The sequence below is a fragment of the Microcoleus sp. MON2_D5 genome, from assembly GCF_036701905.1.
Lineage (GTDB): Bacteria > Cyanobacteriota > Cyanobacteriia > Cyanobacteriales > Microcoleaceae > Microcoleus.
In genome coordinates, this window is the sequence record NZ_JAUBRM010000082.1 from 1 (window position 1) to 19,017 (window position 19,017).

The window sequence follows — 19,017 nt, forward strand, 5'->3', positions numbered from 1 at the left end:
TTTACCGAACTGCATGGAGGAACCGTTCAAGCAGACAGCTTAGGACAGAACTTAGGGGCTACATTTACCATCCGGCTACCGTTAAACATCGTAGAGCCGGAACCCTCTTCTGATGACAGGCACGCAGAAAGTGCGGCAGACGACTTAGCAGGTGTTCGGGTCTTGGTTGTGGACGACGATGCAGATATGCGGGAGTTGGCAGCATTCACCCTGATGCAATCTGGCGCACAAGTTACGACAGCCGCTTCGGGGGTACAGGCGTTGGCCCTCCTGAATCAATCTGTCCCCGATCTGCTGTTATGTGACATTGGAATGCCAGAGATGGATGGCTATGCCCTGATTCGACAAATTAGAAAGTGGTCACCCCAACAGGGAGGCACGATTCCTGCGATCGCACTTACTGCCTATGCCGGAGAGATCAATCAGCAGCAAGCCTTAGCTGCCGGATTTCAGATGCATATCTCCAAGCCTGTTGAACCTGAGGAATTGGTAAAAGCGATCGCCCGTTTGCTGAGACACTGAATGATTTGAGGATTAGCTATCATGCTGCTTGGTATTGATTTAGGAACAGGCTCTGCTAAGGCATTGCTCCTAGCGACAGACGGAACCACTATAGGTGAAGCATCAAGCTCTTATCCCGTTCATTCACCCCACCCTGGATGGGCTGAGTCGGAACCAGAAGATTGGTGGTTAGCTGTTGCCTCGGCTGTTAGGAAGGCAGTGGGAGATCGCGCTGATGGGGTACAGGCGATCGGACTTTCAGGACAAATGCACGGCGTTGTCCTAGCTTCGGAGTCGGGTCAGCCCCTGCGCCCTGCTATCCTCTGGGCAGATACTCGCTCTAGTGCCACGCTTAACACTTATCATTCGCTCGATGCTGCTATTCTAGAGCGCTTGGGCAACCCGATTACGGCGGGAATGGCGGGTCCAACTTTGTTGTGGCTACGAGAAAACGAGGCTACTGTCTACACCGAAGCGCGTTGGGCACTTCAGCCAAAAGATTGGCTGCGGTTACGGCTGACTGGAGAAGTTGCAACCGAACCATCTGATGCTAGCGGTACTTTGCTTTACGATATTGTGTCGGACAACTGGGCTGGGGAAGCAATCGGGGCGCTGAATCTACGTGGTGATTGGTTACCAAAAATTATCCCCTCTAGTGCGATCTCCGGCTACCTAACAACTATTGCTTCAGAGCATCTCGGCTTACCTGTTGGCTTACCGGTGATCGCTGGTGCTGCGGATACCGCAGCGGCGGCACTTGGTAACGGACTACTAGAGCCTGGATTGGTTCAACTAACGATCGGCACAGGCGCTCAAATCATTACACCTCGATCGCAACCAATTATCGATCGTCATGGTCGTACCCATCTCTATCGAACCGCCCTACCTAACCAGTGGTACAGCCTTGCAGCAATGCAAAATGCCGGCTTAGCGCTTGAGTGGGTGCGAGGTATCCTCGGCTTGAGCTGGGAGGAAGTCTATACTAAAGCGTTTTCTGTTCCCCCAGGATGTGAAGGGTTGACATTTTTGCCGTACCTCACGGGTGAGCGAACTCCACACCTCGACCCCTATGTACGCGGGGCATGGGTGGGGCTGGGACTTCATCACACACAGGCGCACCTGATGAGGGCAGCTTTAGAGGGAGTTGCTTTTGCTTTGCGACAAGGTTTTGAGGCACTTGAAGCAACAGGTTTTAAGGCGACAGAACTGCGTTTAGCAGGCGGTGGAACTGCAGAAATGCCTTGGAAACAATTACTGACCGATGTATTGAGAATACCCCTCTATTCAACTACAGTTGCTGCGGCTTCCGGACGTGGTGCTGCTCTACTGGCGGGTATCGGAATTGGCGTATACGCCGATGCTAATGACACCATCAAACTGGCAGCCACACCAATGCTTGCTGCCACTCCCCAATCAGTTGATCCAATCCTAGAAGAGGCTTGGTTTCGATATCAATCCCTTTATCCACGACTTAAAAAAATGTCATAGGAGTTATGCCTAAAGGAGGAGGTACTAGAACCTATCCACAAATTACTCTTAAGCTAAGACTGATTAACATCAGTCAAATAAAATAACTAAGTCTACTACAAGAAGAGGGAGATATTACATGAATATATTAGCTGGAATTAAGCTACCAAAATCAGTCGAGGCCTCGGATGTATATATACGGTGTAATGAATCTGCCTCTATAAGCTACCAGGAAGATGACAAAAAAGTTGTTTTATCTCGGGGTGGTGTTGTCTCCTCAAATTCTTACTTTAATTCGTTTTACGAGAGATATTATACTCAATATACAACTCTTAGCTCTATCTACTATGTGCTGAAACTTGAAGGCGATTTTAAAGTTTCTGTTTACCGAGAATTTGATGGACAAAAAAACAAAGAAATTATTTCTGAAGAGAGCTTTGAGAAATGTCAGTTCTCTGATCCTGTAAAAATCTCACCAATAAATCTCCTTCAAGGTAAAAAAGCGGGCAGAATATATTTTGAAATAACTTGTTCTAGTGAACAGGGTGAATTTAAAGGGGCCTGGATAGCAACCGATCAAAGTAAAACTAGAGAAGCATCCTTGGGGATTGTAATTTGCACCTTTAAAAAAGAGGACTTCATACAAAATACATTAAGTGCAATTTTTCAAGATGAATTACTAGAAACCAAGGACTTTAAAGTATTCGTGGTTGATAATGGTAGAACTTTAGATGAAGCTGATTTCGGAAAGCCAAAACTGAGGCTAGTTCCTAATATAAATGCTGGTGGAAGCGGGGGCTTTACCAGAGGGTTGGTCGAAGCTTTAGAGGAAGAAAAATATTCTCACTTTTTGCTTATGGATGATGATATAGAGTTAGAAAGTGAATGTATTTATAAATTATTTCCTTTGTATGAATACGCCAATTCGGATTTTGCTATAGCGGGTGGACTGCTAAATTTACAAAAAAAGCATATGTTGTATGAAGCAGGAGCATCGTACAACGCCTATTCTAAAACTAGAGGATTTGGACCTGGGGCATTAATTGCTTTAAATTATAATATCGATTTACGAGATTCTAATTCTCTCAACAGGTTGCTCAAGGAAGAAGATGTAGATTATGGCGGATTTTGGTTTTTCTCTTTTTCTAAGGAACTCGTTGAACAAACTAAATTACCGCTGCCTTTATTTATCAAAATAGATGATGTAGAGTTTGGCTTAAGAATAAAAGAGTTGGGCAATAACATTGTAGCTTTTCCATCACTTGCGGTGTGGCATCAACCAGCGGCGGCCAAAAATGTAAATTGGGAAAATTATTATTATATCCGCAATGATTTAATAGCTTATTCCATCCATTATTCTCCAGAATATATGGCTGCCGTTGAGCATTTGACAAAAGTAATACTTCAGGCTTTAGCAAAATTTGATTACAATCATGTAGAAATGGTTGTAAAAGCTTTTGAAGACTATCTAAAAGGCCCAGATTTTATCAAAAACACTGACCCAGAAAGCTTTCACATGAGCATTGTACAGCTTAGTAAAAGCTATAACAACCAAAATGAGGTAGATAAAGTAGCTGGTACTAACCTTTTGACTAGGTGGTTTAAAGTTGCTGCTGAAGGTAGTAATGAATGGTCATCCGTAAGGGAAAAATGGAAAAGTGCTGCCCAGGAGATAACATCTACTATATTTTGGCAGCAATACCTTGGGCTAAAGAAATAGAATTGACCGCCTCCACTGGTTGATGGTTGACAGCTTAGGCCGCCAGCAACTCAACGATTCACAACAAAAGCGCCTTGGGATTAATTGTGGTAGTTGACACTCCCCCGTCACAACGTAGCTTGACGGGGGATTCTTCCTTCACAGCTTGATGCCAAGTAAAAGCAGTGCCTTTACTTGGTCTTACTCTAGGTCCAGAAGCTACTGAGGTATGCCCTACGTCTCAAATTCGTCAACCTCGCTCTCTAATGTTTTTAGCTGCATGGATGTTTCTATAGCCATCCTAAATCATTTGTGAATTTCTTACTCCCTCCCCTTGATAAGGGGAGGGTTGGGGTGGGGTCAAAAATTTACGACTCCTGCAAGGATTGCTATATCATGGTGAGGGCCGCATTAGGGCATTCCCACTTTCTGATATCCGATGAAAGCCAATTTACAGCAGATTGCAAGCTTATAGACGGCAATAGGAGCATTTAGAAAACCAGTTTTTTAGATGTTGAGGATTAATTAAATCAAGTACGAAGTGCGACCCGAATTTAGTATCAGATGGAAGCAACTTGAGTTAAATGATGACATAATCTTCGCCCACAACAGATTGAGTGACCTGTGGTTCCAGCTCTATTGGGTCGCTGTAATGAGTGTCTATGTATTTCATGAAACTTTCCCGATAAGCTTTGAGATGCGAGTTAAGTGCTTCGATATCCTGCTCTCCTGTCGCGAAACCCCTCTCTCTTCTGAAGTGACCGGATTCCTTAACAAAAGCCATGTCAACTTGCCACAAAGCTGAATCAACCGGGCGATATGACAAATCAACAATATCGTAAGCTGCGAAGCCTTGGGACTTCATAAAACTCATTACATCATACATCTGACCGAACAAAGTAACTTCTACAATTACATATTCAGTCTGCTGCAAAATCTCAGTTGCTCCTGCTAAAACATCTAATTCTTGTCCGTCTACATCAACTTTAATTAAATACGGGCCTGGCAAATTTCTTTCCCTGCATATTCCATCCAAGGTAATTGCTGGTATTTTTCTCAAATAAGGATCGCTGCTGTCAGTAACGCGATTTTCAGAAATTGAAGAATGCAACATAGATGGACTGACGTTAAGCGTGAAAACTCCCGCTTCTTTGGTCGCTGCAGCGATAATGTATTCCGCACTTTTGAGCTTGCGGCAAATTTTGGCGAGATAAGGTTCATTTTCGGCGATGGGTTCAATTAGCAAATGTCGCGAATCGGGGAAAGTGTCGTAAAGGTTAAAAGTTCCCAATGCCGCACCGACATCAATCACAGTTTTTGGTTCAAAACCTAACTGTTTAGCCAGCAGCAAGCTGCCTGACATTGAGTTTCTGAGAATTCCTGTTTGTTGTTGGCTCACAATTTTTTCCGGATTTCAATGTGGATATAATTAATATTATGTCTTGCAGCAGAGTTATTGTATGTCCGAATAATGAAACGAAGCAATCGCAAACCTCGGCGATTGCTTCCCTTCGGATCGCAATGACAGAAATAGGTTTTAACTGAGATGTTGCACCATTCTAAAGCAGTTTTTTAGGAACAGGCATCTTGCCTGTTCCACAATAAAATTTACTCGTGGAACAGGCATCTTGCCTGTTCTTGAGAATTGTGCAAGATGTGAGTTTCAACCCCACCTGCTACGATTTCGCGGATTTCTGCGCCTTGTTTTCCGGTTCGACAGATTGCAAAGCTTCGTCGAGAATTGCCCGTGCTTCTTCGGCTTTACTTCTAGCTTCTCGATAGCGGACATTAGCTTGAGCGAAGTTTTTGAGAACCTTGAAACCATCTTTCAAACGACCAATTTCCTCGGCAGTCACAGCCTCATCTGTAAACAAAATGTCGATCGCCGCCCGGATTTTGAGTGCTTCTTCGCGGGATTCCATGACTTTCAATTTGAGACTTGCCAAATTGCTCAAAATCTGGACGGCTTCAGTAATCGCGTCCTCGCCTTCAGACGCAGCATCTTCGATATCCTTAACTTCAACAAACTGCTTGGGCCCAAATCCCTCCACGAGTTCCGTAGGCAGCTTGCCCTCATCCATGAGATCCATCAGGCGATCCATCGCTTCTTCCCGGGCTTTGGCTGAATCTTTCCCTTTGACAGTTAAAATAATTTCGGGGCTTTGAGGAAGTGTATAGCGAACCATATTTTGACAGCCTGTGCGCGAAAACAATTGAATGATATTTTATCTTTATTCGATCGCCAGTTGCAGCTATCAATCAGCTCCATTACCAACCGCTTGCCAAAACTTGACACATATACACTCAAAAGGAACCCTCGACAATGAAAGATAAATTTCTTAACTTGCTTAACTTGCTTTTAGTAGCTGATGTGTTTTTCGTCTTTGCCATTTTTGGGTGGTTTGTGATCGCAGTAGCAGGTCGATCGACTGGGGTGAATCTCGGTTTTGATTTGTGGTACAGTCTGTGGCAGCCCGTATTTAATCCCGCCCTCGGAATTCTCATGGGCGGTGCTATTCTCAGCGGTATAGTTAACCAAGTTTCTAAACGCCTCAATCCCAAGTAAAATTGATGTTTTGTTGGAGACGGTGATTGGCGATGCGACTGAGTTGGCGATCGAACTTGTGGGATGCGTCAGAGATGAGGCACTCCATTAGGTCGATGAAGCTTGAAAATACATAAGTAGTCAAAAGTGAGTGAAACGCTCCCCAAAGGAGCGAGATCTTATAAAAGCAATCACAAAAGTTATGATTGCTTTACATTCTGTTACAGGGTAAAGTTTATTTTCGCCTACCTATTTAGGTCGGAAATAAGGATTGGACGATCGGGATCTAAAAAAATCAAGTCATGTTCTGAGTAACAAAAGTCGGGCATTAATTATGGGAGAACAAAAATGTATCGGTATCCTCACCAGCGGGGGTGACTGTGCAGGCTTAAACGCAGTTATCCGAGCCGTTGTCCACCGCGCAACGGGAACTTACAATTGGAAAGTGATGGGCATTCGTCAAGCCACCAAGGGATTGATGAGTCGTCCCCCTCAAGCAATTCCCTTGGATATTGAGAAAGTAGACTCGTGGCTCACCATTGGCGGTACGATGCTAGGCACGACAAATGAGGGCAATCCTTTTGCCTTCCCGATGTCTGATGGGACTCTACGCGATTGTTCTGAGGATATTATCGAAGGCTATCACCAACTAGGTTTGGATGCCTTAATTGGCATTGGTGGCGATGGCAGTCTTGCCATTCTCAGGAAGATTGCTCAACAAGGTAATTTGAATTTAGTTGCTATTCCTAAAACTATTGATAATGATGTCGGAATTACCGAGCGTTCTATCGGTTTTGATACGGCTGTCAATATTGCTACTGAAGCACTAGATCGCTTGCATTTTACTGCGGCTAGTCACAGTCGCGTTATGATTGTTGAAGTCATGGGACGCGATGCCGGACATATTGCGATCAGTGCCGGAATTTCTGGGGGAGCTGATATAATTCTGATTCCGGAAATCCCTTACAAAATTTCCCAAATCTGTGCCCAAATTCAAGAACGCCAAGACCGGGGAAAAAACTACTGTTTAATTATAGTAGCGGAGGCAGTTCGCACAGAAGCAGGCGAGTTAGTAATGCACACAAATCGCTTAGGTCAAAGTCGATTAGGCGGAATTGGTCAGTATTTAGCTGATACAATTTCTGACTGTAGCGGTGCAGAAACTCGCGTCACCGTTTTGGGACATACTCAACGCGGGGGAACTCCTTCACCGCTAGAAAGATTAATTGCTTCGGCTTTTGGCGTGGCAGCAGTTGATTTAGTTGCCGAAGAGAAATACGACTGCATGGTATCTTGGCAAAAGCGGGAAGTTGTGAGCGTTCCTCTGGAAGATGCGATCGCCAAATACAGACCTGTAGAGTTAAATGGTACTCTGGTTAAAACGGCCCGCGGTTTAGGAATTTGTCTGGGAGACTAAACAATTACCAGTCCGATTTCTCAAAGTTTTAGTCCGGGACGCACTCAGAACCACGAAACTGGGTTAACCGAGACTGAGGTGTGCTTAAAAAACCAAGGTGCTCACCGGCCTTGCTTCCACGACTAATATTAACCTGGAAGTAGTGGCGTTTCAACTATGATTAGTGTACCTTGCAATTAGTTCCGAGCGAGTATCGACATCGAGTGCGATCGCACTCGGAACTACAAAATACCGCAACAAGTAGAAAGGTGAGAAATTGACACCATTTACTGCACAAATTAGAGTGCGCCATTACGAAATGGACGCCCTCGGTCATGTCAATAATGCTGTCTACCAGCATTATTTAGAACACGCTGCGATCGAACATTTAGAACACTTGGGATTTACACTCGATCGCTACCGGGAACTGGGCGGCGTCTTTGTAATGCGGCGGATAGAGATTGACTATTTGCGATCGGCCGCTGCGGGCGATCGACTGGAGATATCAACTTGGATCGAACAAATGCGCGGCCCGCGGGCTGTTCGCCGCTACGAAATTCGCTTAGCTGGAAGTGACGAAATCTTGTTAAAAGCAGAGGCGCTTTGGGTTTGGGTTGAAGTTACCACCATGCGACCGCGAGCAATTCCCAAACAAATAATTGATATTTTTGAATCACAATCTCAAGCATTACCAACATAGAAAAAAAATCAACTATATTTGCAAAATCCTGTAAAAATCTATTGGTTTGTAGTGAGGACTTCAGTCCCCTATTCCGCGTTTGTAGAAGTGCAAAAAGTTGATTGTGCAGCGGGCCGCAATTCCCGATAGCAAAAAGTCGGATCGCCCGCCTGCCAGTTTGGATGTCACAGAGGTACGATGGAATATAAGGAGGGAGGCCAAGCCGGCGAAGGTTAAGCTTGGTGACAATACCCACAGGAAGGAAAAAATGACACTTAACTTGCGGCGACCGATTTTAATAGGCGGAATAGGACTTTCAGCAGCGCTGTGGCTGCTGGAAACTCTACAGCATTCGGGTTCAGAAATGGGCGAAACGGCACTCATCGGCTTGGCTGCTGCCGGTGCGGGGTATTGGTGGTGGAAGCAACAATCCCCCAAACTCGAACTCGCACTCCCGCAACCCCTGGCGAACCGGGAAGCAGCCGAAAAAGCGATCGCGACCTCCGAAGCCGCCATTAAATTGCTGGCTTCAGAAGCTCAAAACTCCGCCGATCCTGCTAATCTAACAGCAAAGCTCGATCGGCTCAGAAGCGAATTAGACAGACAAGATTTGCGGATTACCGTAACTGGCGGCAAAGCTGTCGGCAAAACTGCCTTAATTCAAGTTTTAAATTCTAATTGGGCATCTCAACACCCGCAAAAGCTTAGTTTACAAGAAACGGCACCGCTGTTTGCTAATACAAATGCCGATGCCAAAATCAATGGTGATTTAGCGCTGTTTGTGACAGCGGGCGACATCACAGATTCCGAATTTCAAACATTATCTCAGCTAGCGTCCGCTGGTCAGCGCGTGCTGCTAGTCTGGAACAAACAAGACCAATATTTACCAGAACAGCAGTCGCAGGTTTTGCACTCTTTGCAGCAAAAAATGCAAGGAATATTGGGGACAGAAGATATAATTGCGATCGCAGCTTCTCCCAATTCTATTAAAGTGCGCCAGCACCAAGCGGACGGCACATTTAAAGAACGCATCGAAAAACAAGTCTCTCAACTCGACCCGCTGACGGAAAGATTGACTAAAATCTTAACGGAAGAACGGCAACAGTTGGTCTGGGCGAGTGCAGTGCGCGAGGCTGCAAGTATCAAGTTAGAGGCAAAAACCTTATTAAATGCAGTCAGGCGCGATCGGGCAATTCCCATTATCGAACAATATCAGTACATCGCCGCCGCCACCGTGTTTGCCAATCCGGTTCCCGCTTTAGACTTGCTAGCAACAACCGCCATCAGCACCCAGCTCGTAATCGACCTCGGCGCTATCTACCAGCGAAAGTTTTCCTTAGACCAAGCTAAGACAGTAGCGGCTACTTTGGCTAATCAAATGTTCAAATTGGGATTAGTAGAACTGTCTACCCAAACTATTACTGGACTGCTGAAAAGCAATGCCGTCACCTATGTAGCAGGAGGCGCGGTGCAGGGAATTAGTGCAGCCTATTTTACCAGAATAGCAGGACTGAGTTTAATTGAATATTTCCAAAGTCAAGAACTGGAAAATGCTGCCAAAGGCATTTTCAATCTCGACCAGTTGACTAAAACTTTGCAAGCAGTATTTACGCAAAATCAGCAAGTTTCCTTCTTGCAGTCTTTCGTCAACCAAGTGGCGAGTCGCCTTTCCTCTCAGGTATCTGGGCCCGAAACCGTTAAGTCGGCGGCCAATTAGAAGTAGTCCAGCATCTGATGTTAAATTGGGTCGATTGCCCAGGATATCCGTAGGGACACGGCACTGCCGTGTCCCTACCTACTTCCCCAATAAAAAATTATAAATTTATGAAAAATTGTATTAAAATAAGAAATAGGATTTATAATTCGACGATCAATTATACCTGCTTAAAAAAGCCGATCGCCAATGGCTGACAATTCCCTTCAAGAAAATCGCTTATCCCTTGCCCGCGCCAGTTTGCGCGAAGCCCTGGCGCGCTATTCCCACCTGCGCCAAGGGAAAAAAAACTCGAATAATACAGAATTAGAAGCGGCGCTGCAATATCAGTTAGATATATTAACTTCCACCTCAGAAAAACTAGACCACAACGTCATTCGCATTGCTACTTTCGGCTTAGTCAGCCGTGGCAAGTCAGCCGTATTAAACGCGCTTTTAGGTCAAAAAATTCTGCAAACAGGCCCTCTCAACGGCGTGACTCAGTGGCCGCGTTCCGTGCGTTGGAGTGTGCCTTTATCCTTCCTTGACAGCGACGAATCCCCCCAACCCCCCCTTGGCAAGGGTGGGAAAGGAGGGGTGCAAGTAGAATTAATCGATACTCCCGGACTTGATGAAGTTGGCGGCGAAGTGCGCGGCGAAATGGCGAAACAAGTAACTCGCCAAGCTGACTTAATTCTGTTTGTCGTTGCAGGCGATATCACCAGAACTGAATATCAAGCACTGTGCGAATTGCAAACAGCTCAAAAACCAGTAATTTTAGTTTTTAATAAAATTGACCTTTATCCAGAATTAGACAGAAAAGCTATTTACCAAAGTTTGCAAGCGCTGGGAAATTCTGAAGAGCTAGCAGCCGCTGTGGTAACAGAGGAAATAGATAGCGAAAATTTGTCCGATCGCCCAAACAACTCCTCCGATAAATCTACCGCAAAATCACCGCCTAAAATTGCCAAATCATTAGAAATAGTCATGGTAGCCGCCGAACCCGCGCCGGTGCAAGTCCGAGTGGAATGGTCCGACGGAAGAGTAACTAACGAATGGGAGTCGCCACCCCCGCAGATAGACGAACTCAAACATAAAATTCTCACAATTCTTAACAGAGAAGGTCGATCGCTCCTCGCTCTAAATGCTTTAGTTGAAGCTAGAGATGCCGAAGCAAACATTGCCCGTCACGTTCTCAAATTGCGGCAAACAGAAGCCGAAGATTTAATCTGGCAATTTGCAAAATATAAAGCTTTGGCTGTCGGTTTAAATCCAGTGGCATTCTTGGATGTAATGGGAGCAAGTGTCGCAGATTTAGCCTTAATTCGCTCTTTATCCAGACTTTACGGCTTACCCATGACTGGTTACGAAGCCGGGAAACTTTGGCAGACTATTTTCTCCAGTGCTGGCGGCGTACTTTTGGGAGAATTGGGTAGCAGTTTTCTATTGGGATTTGGCAAAAGTGCGGCGGCTGCAGCCCCCCACATCGGCTTTTCTACTTTTGCCGGAGTCGCTGTCACTCAAGCTAGTTTAGCAGCTTACGGAACCTACGCTGTCGGTCGTGCCGCCCAAGTTTACTTAGAAAAAGGCTGCACCTGGGGCCCCCTGGGACAAGATACGGTAATTCAAGAAATTCTCGCCACCATAGAGCGTAATACAATTATCGATCGCTTGCAGCAAGAGTTTAAAATTGGCAATTAAAAATTGCCCTAGTAGTTGAGTAGGGTACGTCAGCAGAGGGTTATTTGTGAATAATCGAAGAGCTAGGATCTGACGCACCCTAGTGCTTTTACTCTTATACAATTGTCAAAAAAGAATGCAACTGTAGCTAAGCTTCCAACCACGATATTCATCAGTGATTCCCAATTATTTAATCGAAAATCGAAAATCGTATTACCGTCTCGCGATTCTAACACCTTCCCTAAAATGGGCGATCGTCGCAATTACCGCTATAGAAAAGTAAAATATTCTAATCAGCCAAAAACAAACCCGCATTGACCAAGAAACAATAGTCGGAGGAATACCAGTGAACTGTACAAATCTGGAATTAACTTTTTTTTCAAAGCTGTCAAGGTCTTTCATCTCCGATTGTTTCGTCGGAATAACCGGAAACTGACCAGTATATACGTAATAACCGATAAAACCAGGCAATCCTACTTTTCTATTCAAAAATGAGTTAGTTAAGGTTGCAGTTTGCGGAGGCGATAATTTATCCGATTCTTCCACTTTTTCCAGCCAAGAATTATATCGAATGGCTGGCGTAATCATGAAAACTAAGGGAACTATAACTATTAACACAGCAGCACTAATTTTGCGACCGTATTGAGGGTGTAAAAGCCTTGTCGCCACACCCACTCCCATACCGATAAAAGCAAATACCAATATATTTAACAGTTCAATAATTTCGATACCCCTCAACAAATCGCCGATAATCAGAATTGTATCGTATAATAATTTGTCGGCTAGTAGCAGGGCGGCCCACTTGATGATAATTGAAACGCCTATAATAGTAGCTACAATCGCCACATACCCGATGGCACCTAGAACGTACAGGAAAATCGAACCGGCTTGTTTGAATGATTGCATGGAATTATTCACTAAGTGAAAGTTTAGGAGTCTGATTGACAAAATTTTTTAAAATTTAGAGCAATCTGGAGTTCCAAATTTGATTTTTAAAATACGATTAGCTTGACATCTTGAAATCAATCTAAAATCTACAATCTACAATCGATCGACAAGTTCCCGCGCCGCCGCTTTGGTGACTTGTGCGATCCGTTCCTTCACAACATCCTCTTCGATCGCCTTCGGCTCTGTTTCTTGTTCGCGATCGATCCCCAACCATAAAAGATACTCGATATTACCGGCCGGGCCAAGTAAAGGCGACCACGTTAAGCCGCGTTGCTGCCATCCTAAAGCTGTGGCTGCCTTCCACACTTGAAAAATCGCATCGGCTTGAGTTGCTGAGTCTCGCACTACGCCTTTTTTCCCGACTCTCTCGCGCCCTACCTCAAACTGCGGCTTTACCAGCACCACCGCTTCTCGCGGTGGTGCCAACAATTCCCACAGCGCCGGTAAAATCTTATCCAGGGAAATAAACGACACATCTACTACCGCCAAATCTGCTCGCGCAGAGTCGCCGTAAAGCTCAGTAGCAGTCATGTACCGCAAATTGGTGCGTTCTTTCAAAATTACCCTCGGATCGTTACGCAAGCCCCAATCTGCTTGACCGTAGCCAACGTCTACGCCGTACACTAGGGCGGCGCCGGCTTGCAGCAAACAGTCGGTAAAACCGCCTGTGGAGATGCCGCCGTCGAGACAAATTCTGCCTGCAACGGGAATCGCAAAAACTTCTAAAGCTTTGGCTAATTTGTCGCCGCCTCTAGAAACATAGCGCGATCGCTCTTTGATCTGAATTTTTGCTGAAATATCGACCTCAGTTCCCGGTTTGTCAACTACCTGTTGGTTGATAGAGACTTTCCCAGTCCGAATCAAGGCCTGAGCTTGCTGTCTGGAACTGCACAAATCTAGGCTGACCAATAATGTGTCTAGTCGCTGTTTAGCCAAGGTTTTTAATCTGTACGGATAGGGTTAAGAACAGTACCAGATTAGCACTTACGCACAAGCCCCACTGCTAATTTTTGGCGATTATTTTGGTTTTGCGATTGTCGCGGGGCGATCGCCCCCAGCTCACATGATGTGACTGAGATCGCTGTGAGTGTGTAGTTTTATCACAGATAAACATTCATAGAATCACACCATAATTTTTGTTACTAGCGGATGATTTATATGCAGCTAAAAGCGCTACAAATACCATCAAGGCGATCGACCATGAAAACAATTAACTTTCCTATCAGAAATCCTGGCAATTGTCAAGAAAATCCCCTCGCATTCGTCAGCGGTGACATCATCCACATTCTTTACCCCAACGGCGAAGTAGAAGCAACAACCGCCGAACAAGTGGATCTGGGCCAAACCAAAAATCCCCTGGACAAATGCCTCGTCTGGGGATGTGTTGACGATTTTTAGCATCAGTTTCAAACAAGAATGCAATTGTAGGGAAGCTCCCAACCCTTAATTCATCCGTCATTCCCAATTATTCAAATTTTTAATCTATTATTTTTAATCTATTATTTTTAATCGGAAATCTTTAATCTAAAATTGTATAACCCATAAAAAAAGATCGCTTGGAGGCTGTGAGGCCAAAAAAAGCGATCGATCCAACTGCTACTAACTGCAAGCCACAAGTGCAATTTGCTGTTAAAAGAATTAGCAAATTGACTTAAATATCTTGTTCGCTCAATTCGCGCATCAAGTAATCAAAAGGCTGCTCCAAAAAAGGCCCCACAGACAAGCCAGCAGCTTGCACTTGAGCCTTAACCATCTCCTTCATAATGCCAATCCCCATCACCGTCGGGCCAATGGGAACGCTTAGAGAATTGTAAGTTTCCCGCAAACCTTGCAGCACGCGCTCGTCGAGCACGTCGGTACTTCCAGCCACCAGGGCGTAAGTAGCATAGCGCAAGTAGTAGTCCATATCCCGCAGACAAGCCGCGTAGCGACGAGTCGTGTAGGCATTTCCCCCGGGACGGATCAGTTCCGGTTGTTCAGCAAATAGCTGGATACCAGCTTGCTTTACAATTGCCGCAGCATTGCTGTTAATCGCAGCCGCCGCCTGTACCCGTGCCGTGCCCGTTGCAAAATAAGATTTCAACCGATCGATACCATCTCGGTCTAAATACCTACCAGCAACATCATAATTTTCAATCAGGCTCGTCACTGCATCGCGCATAAGTTTCTCTCCCAAAAATCTTTATCAATACTTTGCTATCTGAGACAGACCGCCTATTGTAGACTACTACAAATCGGCGTTTGATTAAGATTTGAGATGGGATTTTCAGGGAGCGTAGTCTATCCTCGGCAAACGGCAGCAAAATTCAGCCGTTTGCCTTGTATCTTCAGCCGAAAAATAATCTACAGGGCAAGAATCACGAACTGCCCGGCCGCACTGGGCACCAATTTCAAAATTTTGTAGCCATAGATACAAAATAGTGGGTACTGAAGGCCTACGATCGCCCAAACAGTCTGAAATCGGCCGATCGCCAAGACACAACCAATATCAGGAGTAAGTCATGTTCCAGACACCCCAAGAAGCCTTAAACTACATACAAGAAAATAAGATCCAGATCGTTGACCTCAAATTCATCGATATGCCGGGGATCTGGCAGCACCTTTCCCTGTACCACGACCAAATCGACGAAACTGCATTCACAGACGGCGTACCTTTCGACGGTTCCAGCATTAGGGGCTGGAAAGCCATCAACGAATCAGACATGACGATGGTCATCGATCCGACCACCGCTTGGATGGACCCGTTCATGGCAGAACCTACCATCAGCTTCATTTGCAGCATCAAAGAACCTCGAACCGGCGAACCGTACAGTCGCTGTCCGCGCACCATTGCCCAAAAAGCCATAGACTACTTGCTTTCGACCGGTCTCGGCGATACAGCATTCTTTGGCCCGGAAGCAGAATTCTTTATTTTTGATGACGTTCGCTTCGACCAAACCCAAAATTCCGGCTACTATTACGTAGATTCGATCGAAGGTCGTTGGAATTCCGGCAAAGAAGAAGTAGGCGGCAACCTCGGCTACAAACCGCGTTACAAAGAAGGTTATTTCCCAGTAGCACCAACCGATACCTCACAAGACATGAGAACGGAAATGCTGCTGACAATGGCAAAATGCGGCGTACCTATCGAAAAGCACCACCACGAAGTCGCCACCGGCGGTCAATGCGAACTCGGTTTCCGCTTTGCCACTTTAGTACAAGCCGCCGACTACTTGCTGACTTACAAATACGTCATCAAAAACGTCGGCAAAAAATACGGCAAAACCATCACCTTCATGCCCAAACCGCTGTTTAACGACAACGGTTCCGGGATGCACGTTCACCAGTCGATTTGGAAAGACGGCCAACCTCTATTTGCAGGCGATCAATATGCTGGTTTCAGTCAAATGGGACTGCATTACATCGGCGGCATTCTCAAGCACGCACCGGCACTTTTGGCAATCACTAACCCCACGACCAATTCCTACAAGCGTTTAGTTCCGGGCTTTGAAGCGCCTGTAAACTTAGCTTACTCTCAAGGAAATCGATCGGCATCAGTGCGGATTCCGTTGTCGGGAACCAACCCCAAAGCCAAGCGGTTAGAATTCCGCTGTCCCGATGCCACATCCAACCCCTATTTAGCATTTGCAGCCATGCTGTGCGCCGGCATAGACGGCATCAAGAATCAAATCGATCCGGGCGAACCTTTGGACGTGGATATCTACGACCTTTCCCCTGAAGAATTGAGCAAAATTCCTTCGACTCCCGGTTCTTTGGAAGGCGCTTTAGAAGCTTTAGAAAAAGACCACAGTTTCTTAACTGAAACCGGCGTATTTACCGAAGACTTCATCCAAACCTGGATTTCCTACAAACTCGACAACGAAGTCAACCCGATGCGCCTGCGTCCTCACCCCTACGAGTTTGCTCTCTACTACGACTGTTAGAAAATAAATAATTAAAAATTAAAAGTTAAAAATGGTGATTATACCATTTTTAACCTGGAATTTTTAATTAATAAGAACGCCGCCCTTAAAAGCGGCGTTTTTTTGGAGTTTAGAACTTCTGGATCAGAGCCCAGACTCTCCCGTTACCCGACACTATCTGGGCAACGCTGTTAGTAGTAGCGCCCTCTGTAGCCTCAGAGACATCCTCTACAGCCCATTTATTTGCTTTCTCATCAACAATAAACAAATCGTCAGCGGTAGTGCCTTCCTGAACCCGATATATCTTATTCAAAATGAAACGCTGTCGCGCCTCAGCTTTTGGTATGCCCCTAACTTCATCAGGATCGATAGAGAGGGCACTGCCTTCTTTTAATGTACCTTTCGAGTTACTGAAATTCCGATCTACCCTTTGAGCAACCCGCACGCCGTGAAGCTGCATACAAGGCTCTGTCTCAGAGATATTCGAGACAGCAGCTAGCGCCCCACTTTTTTCTAAACCGAGAACCGCTGCAAAAGCCGTCAAAATTAGCAAAAGCTTGAAATGATTCACTGTATTTATGCTCCTTTGTTTGTAAGGTGCTGCACTCATTTTAAATTAGCAATTAGCAATTAACAATGACCAAACGATGTCCGATATTTTTGTGATGATCCGCAATCAGAGCAACGTCGCCATGACTTCAGTTGACGGCATTGCCTTTGTCACTTTACTGACTCGGGAGGGACGAGTGCTGGCCGAGGAGACAGTGGACCTGTTTGAGGCAGATGTGAATTTTGATAACCTGAAGCAGGGAAAATATACTGTAGTTGTCAGGCACGAAGGCGTTGAACCTCGATCGGCAACTTGTAGTGTTACAATCACCGATGAAGATAAAGTAATCATGCTGACATTTGTTTACTTGGAGCTAGAACGGGTGCTGCTCCGCATTCAAACTTCCACAGAAGAAAGACTATGACCGTGAAAGTTACTCCGCCAAATTCAATTAAAATGTTTCGCTATCGAGTACATTTCTTGGCAAAAGACCTCTGGAGGGAAAAAAACCCGGTTTGTAGGATGAATCTGGCTTTACAGTTAGCCGATGTGGCGACAACTCTGGCTAGGTTGGAAGTAGAAGAGGCGCGAAAATTTCAACAAGAGTCTGCTATTGTTGAGGCAAAAGACTCGACGGAACCTGAAGAGTTTTGAGTGCGTGAGATTGCTTTCTGCGATCCGCGCCACCCTTGCGTGATAGCAGTTTAAAAAAATAACGTAACTGTAGAAAAGCTCCAAACCCTGATAGTCATCAGTCATTTTTAATCTAAAATCTAAAATCTAAAATCTAAAATGGTATGGCTCCCAACTCAAAACTATTGTCATTTGTTGAGCTAGTAAAAAAATTGTCTGTATAAAATTGAATCTCCGTGCTAAACAATAACTTTCTGCCTTGCGAGGTAATTGGTTGTCGAAAAAACTGCGTTACACTTATATAGGTATCTTTACAAAACAACATAAAAGCATGACTGTTGCCTACCCCCGCAAGCTTCGCAACGCAATTGGAGCGCGCGAGATTTTAGCTCAAGTAGTGCGCGATCGCGAAATTCACCTGATCACCCTCAACCGCTACCGCTACAGCGAACAGCGCAGTTGCAAAGACCTCACAGACGTAATCGAACAGCTAGACGGGAACCCGGCAGAACTGGTGCGCGACCTCTCGCGGCACATTTCCGACGAAGCGCGACACGCCATGTGGCTGACAGATTTGCTGGTAGACTTGGGCCACAATGTGGGAACGCCGCCAGGAGTCTCCTACATTGACGAATTTGAAAGGTTGTATGACAGCGAACAACAAGACCCCACCAAAGAGCGCGAAGACTTCGTAATTTCTTCCCTAGCCGCGATTAACGTCACCGAGAAGCGGGGCTGCGAGTATTTCTCAGCCCACATCCACGCCCTCAAACAGGCTCCCCAAACCGCAGAAAATGTCAAAATCCGCGAAACAATCGAAAAGATTTTTCCCGAAGAAGCTGGTCACGTCCGCTGGGGCAACCGCTGGCTGGGCTCCATAGCTGCCAAAAGCCCGGAACACCGCCAGAAGGTGGAACAGGCAAAGCGCAAGTATGTGGCGATCGAACAAGCAGCATTTGAATCGGGAATGGATATCATGCTGGGGGCAGAACTCCGCCGCGTCACCCGCCTCGTGGACATTGCCAACACCATGCCGATGTGGGAACGCCCGCAATACCTGATGGAACGCTTGCCCAGAACCCTGTTGGCCCCGGATCTGCAAATGACCAGAGTTGATGTAGCTCAGCGCGCCTGGAACCGCGACCCGCAGGCCTTTATGGAGAAATTGGTGCCCATGTTCCTCAACGGCTTGAATACCATTGAGAAGAAGCCGGCGACTAAGCCCAAGGCTTAAACACGATCGCGAACCTGGTTGAAACCGCTCTGCAAGTCAAACTTGCGTCTGCCTCCGCCAACAAGCGAGATATACTGGTTCCCAGGCTAT

General features: G+C 45.8%; 19 protein-coding genes. 13 read left to right on the plus strand and 6 right to left on the minus strand.

Annotation, left to right across the window (positions count from 1 at the left end; translation table 11 throughout):
- The 3 genes from QUA47_RS24265 to QUA47_RS24275 form a co-directional block, all read left to right on the plus strand.
- The coding region (locus tag QUA47_RS24265; protein WP_333432643.1) for a response regulator at positions 1 to 522 on the plus strand (522 nt) is incomplete at its 5' end.
- A 21-nt stretch (positions 523 to 543) separates the two neighbouring features.
- A complete protein-coding gene (gene xylB / locus QUA47_RS24270) occupies positions 544 to 1,989 on the plus strand; it encodes a xylulokinase (protein ID WP_333432644.1) in 1,446 nt (481 codons plus the stop codon).
- Positions 1,990 to 2,107: 118 nt separating this feature from the next.
- Positions 2,108 to 3,688 (plus strand): glycosyltransferase, encoded by a 1,581-nt coding sequence (locus QUA47_RS24275; protein ID WP_333432645.1) that lies wholly within the window; start codon positions 2,108 to 2,110, stop codon positions 3,686 to 3,688.
- 559 nt (positions 3,689 to 4,247) lie between these two features.
- Here the strand turns inward: QUA47_RS24275 and QUA47_RS24280 are convergent.
- Positions 4,248 to 5,066, minus strand: coding sequence for an FkbM family methyltransferase (locus QUA47_RS24280; protein WP_333432646.1), 819 nt, complete (start codon positions 5,064 to 5,066; stop codon positions 4,248 to 4,250).
- Between the two features lie 277 nt (positions 5,067 to 5,343).
- Positions 5,344 to 5,853, minus strand: coding sequence for a hypothetical protein (locus QUA47_RS24285; RefSeq protein ID WP_190658253.1), 510 nt, complete (start codon positions 5,851 to 5,853; stop codon positions 5,344 to 5,346).
- Between the two features lie 137 nt (positions 5,854 to 5,990).
- Between QUA47_RS24285 and QUA47_RS24290 the strand changes: the two genes are divergently transcribed.
- The 5 genes from QUA47_RS24290 (at position 5,991) to QUA47_RS24310 (ending at position 11,681) form a co-directional block, all read left to right on the plus strand.
- Complete coding sequence (locus QUA47_RS24290) at positions 5,991 to 6,233, plus strand: hypothetical protein (RefSeq protein WP_006634122.1); 243 nt, start codon at positions 5,991 to 5,993, stop codon at positions 6,231 to 6,233.
- A 313-nt stretch (positions 6,234 to 6,546) separates the two neighbouring features.
- The gene (locus QUA47_RS24295; protein ID WP_333213620.1) at positions 6,547 to 7,629 is read left to right on the plus strand and encodes an ATP-dependent 6-phosphofructokinase; all 1,083 of its coding nucleotides are present in this window, start codon (positions 6,547 to 6,549) and stop codon (positions 7,627 to 7,629) included.
- A 256-nt stretch (positions 7,630 to 7,885) separates the two neighbouring features.
- Positions 7,886 to 8,308 carry an acyl-CoA thioesterase gene (locus QUA47_RS24300; RefSeq protein ID WP_190735045.1) on the plus strand — a complete coding sequence of 141 codons (423 nt, stop codon included), beginning with the start codon at positions 7,886 to 7,888 and terminating at the stop codon, positions 8,306 to 8,308.
- Between the two features lie 247 nt (positions 8,309 to 8,555).
- Positions 8,556 to 10,004: a slr1306 family protein gene (locus QUA47_RS24305; protein ID WP_333432647.1), complete on the plus strand. Its 1,449-nt coding sequence runs from the start codon at positions 8,556 to 8,558 to the stop codon at positions 10,002 to 10,004.
- 186 nt (positions 10,005 to 10,190) lie between these two features.
- Complete coding sequence (locus tag QUA47_RS24310) at positions 10,191 to 11,681, plus strand: DUF697 domain-containing protein (RefSeq protein WP_333432648.1); 1,491 nt, start codon at positions 10,191 to 10,193, stop codon at positions 11,679 to 11,681.
- Between the two features lie 192 nt (positions 11,682 to 11,873).
- On the opposite strand, the gene QUA47_RS24315 is transcribed toward QUA47_RS24310, so the two are convergent.
- The gene (locus tag QUA47_RS24315) at positions 11,874 to 12,566 is read right to left on the minus strand and encodes a hypothetical protein (protein ID WP_333432649.1); all 693 of its coding nucleotides are present in this window, start codon (positions 12,564 to 12,566) and stop codon (positions 11,874 to 11,876) included.
- A 135-nt stretch (positions 12,567 to 12,701) separates the two neighbouring features.
- Positions 12,702 to 13,544, minus strand: a complete 843-nt coding sequence (locus QUA47_RS24320) for a TlyA family RNA methyltransferase (protein ID WP_333432650.1) — start codon at positions 13,542 to 13,544, stop codon at positions 12,702 to 12,704.
- Positions 13,545 to 13,766: 222 nt separating this feature from the next.
- On the opposite strand from QUA47_RS24320, the gene QUA47_RS24325 reads away from it, so the two are divergent.
- Positions 13,767 to 14,006: a hypothetical protein gene (locus tag QUA47_RS24325; RefSeq protein ID WP_333289353.1), complete on the plus strand. Its 240-nt coding sequence runs from the start codon at positions 13,767 to 13,769 to the stop codon at positions 14,004 to 14,006.
- Positions 14,007 to 14,259: 253 nt separating this feature from the next.
- On the opposite strand, the gene apcB is transcribed toward QUA47_RS24325, so the two are convergent.
- Positions 14,260 to 14,769: an allophycocyanin subunit beta gene (apcB, locus tag QUA47_RS24330; protein ID WP_006634129.1), complete on the minus strand. Its 510-nt coding sequence runs from the start codon at positions 14,767 to 14,769 to the stop codon at positions 14,260 to 14,262.
- A 340-nt stretch (positions 14,770 to 15,109) separates the two neighbouring features.
- Here apcB and glnA point away from each other — a divergent pair, with 340 nt between their 5' ends.
- Positions 15,110 to 16,531, plus strand: a complete 1,422-nt coding sequence (gene glnA / locus QUA47_RS24335) for a type I glutamate--ammonia ligase (RefSeq protein ID WP_333432651.1) — start codon at positions 15,110 to 15,112, stop codon at positions 16,529 to 16,531.
- Positions 16,532 to 16,640: 109 nt separating this feature from the next.
- Here the strand turns inward: glnA and QUA47_RS24340 are convergent, their stop codons facing one another.
- Entirely contained in the window at positions 16,641 to 17,081 is a 441-nt protein-coding gene (locus QUA47_RS24340) for a hypothetical protein (RefSeq protein WP_333432652.1), read from the minus strand.
- A 76-nt stretch (positions 17,082 to 17,157) separates the two neighbouring features.
- Between QUA47_RS24340 and QUA47_RS24345 the strand changes: the two genes are divergently transcribed.
- From QUA47_RS24345 to QUA47_RS24355, 3 genes are all read left to right on the plus strand, one after another.
- Positions 17,158 to 17,484 carry a hypothetical protein gene (locus tag QUA47_RS24345; RefSeq protein WP_333289348.1) on the plus strand — a complete coding sequence of 109 codons (327 nt, stop codon included), beginning with the start codon at positions 17,158 to 17,160 and terminating at the stop codon, positions 17,482 to 17,484.
- A complete protein-coding gene (locus tag QUA47_RS24350) occupies positions 17,481 to 17,714 on the plus strand; it encodes a hypothetical protein (RefSeq protein ID WP_333136746.1) in 234 nt (77 codons plus the stop codon). The genes QUA47_RS24345 and QUA47_RS24350 overlap by 4 nt, the downstream gene beginning before the upstream one ends.
- A gap of 310 nt (positions 17,715 to 18,024) precedes the next feature.
- Positions 18,025 to 18,927: a ferritin-like domain-containing protein gene (locus QUA47_RS24355; protein ID WP_333432653.1), complete on the plus strand. Its 903-nt coding sequence runs from the start codon at positions 18,025 to 18,027 to the stop codon at positions 18,925 to 18,927.
- Positions 18,928 to 19,017: the final 90 nt, after the last annotated feature.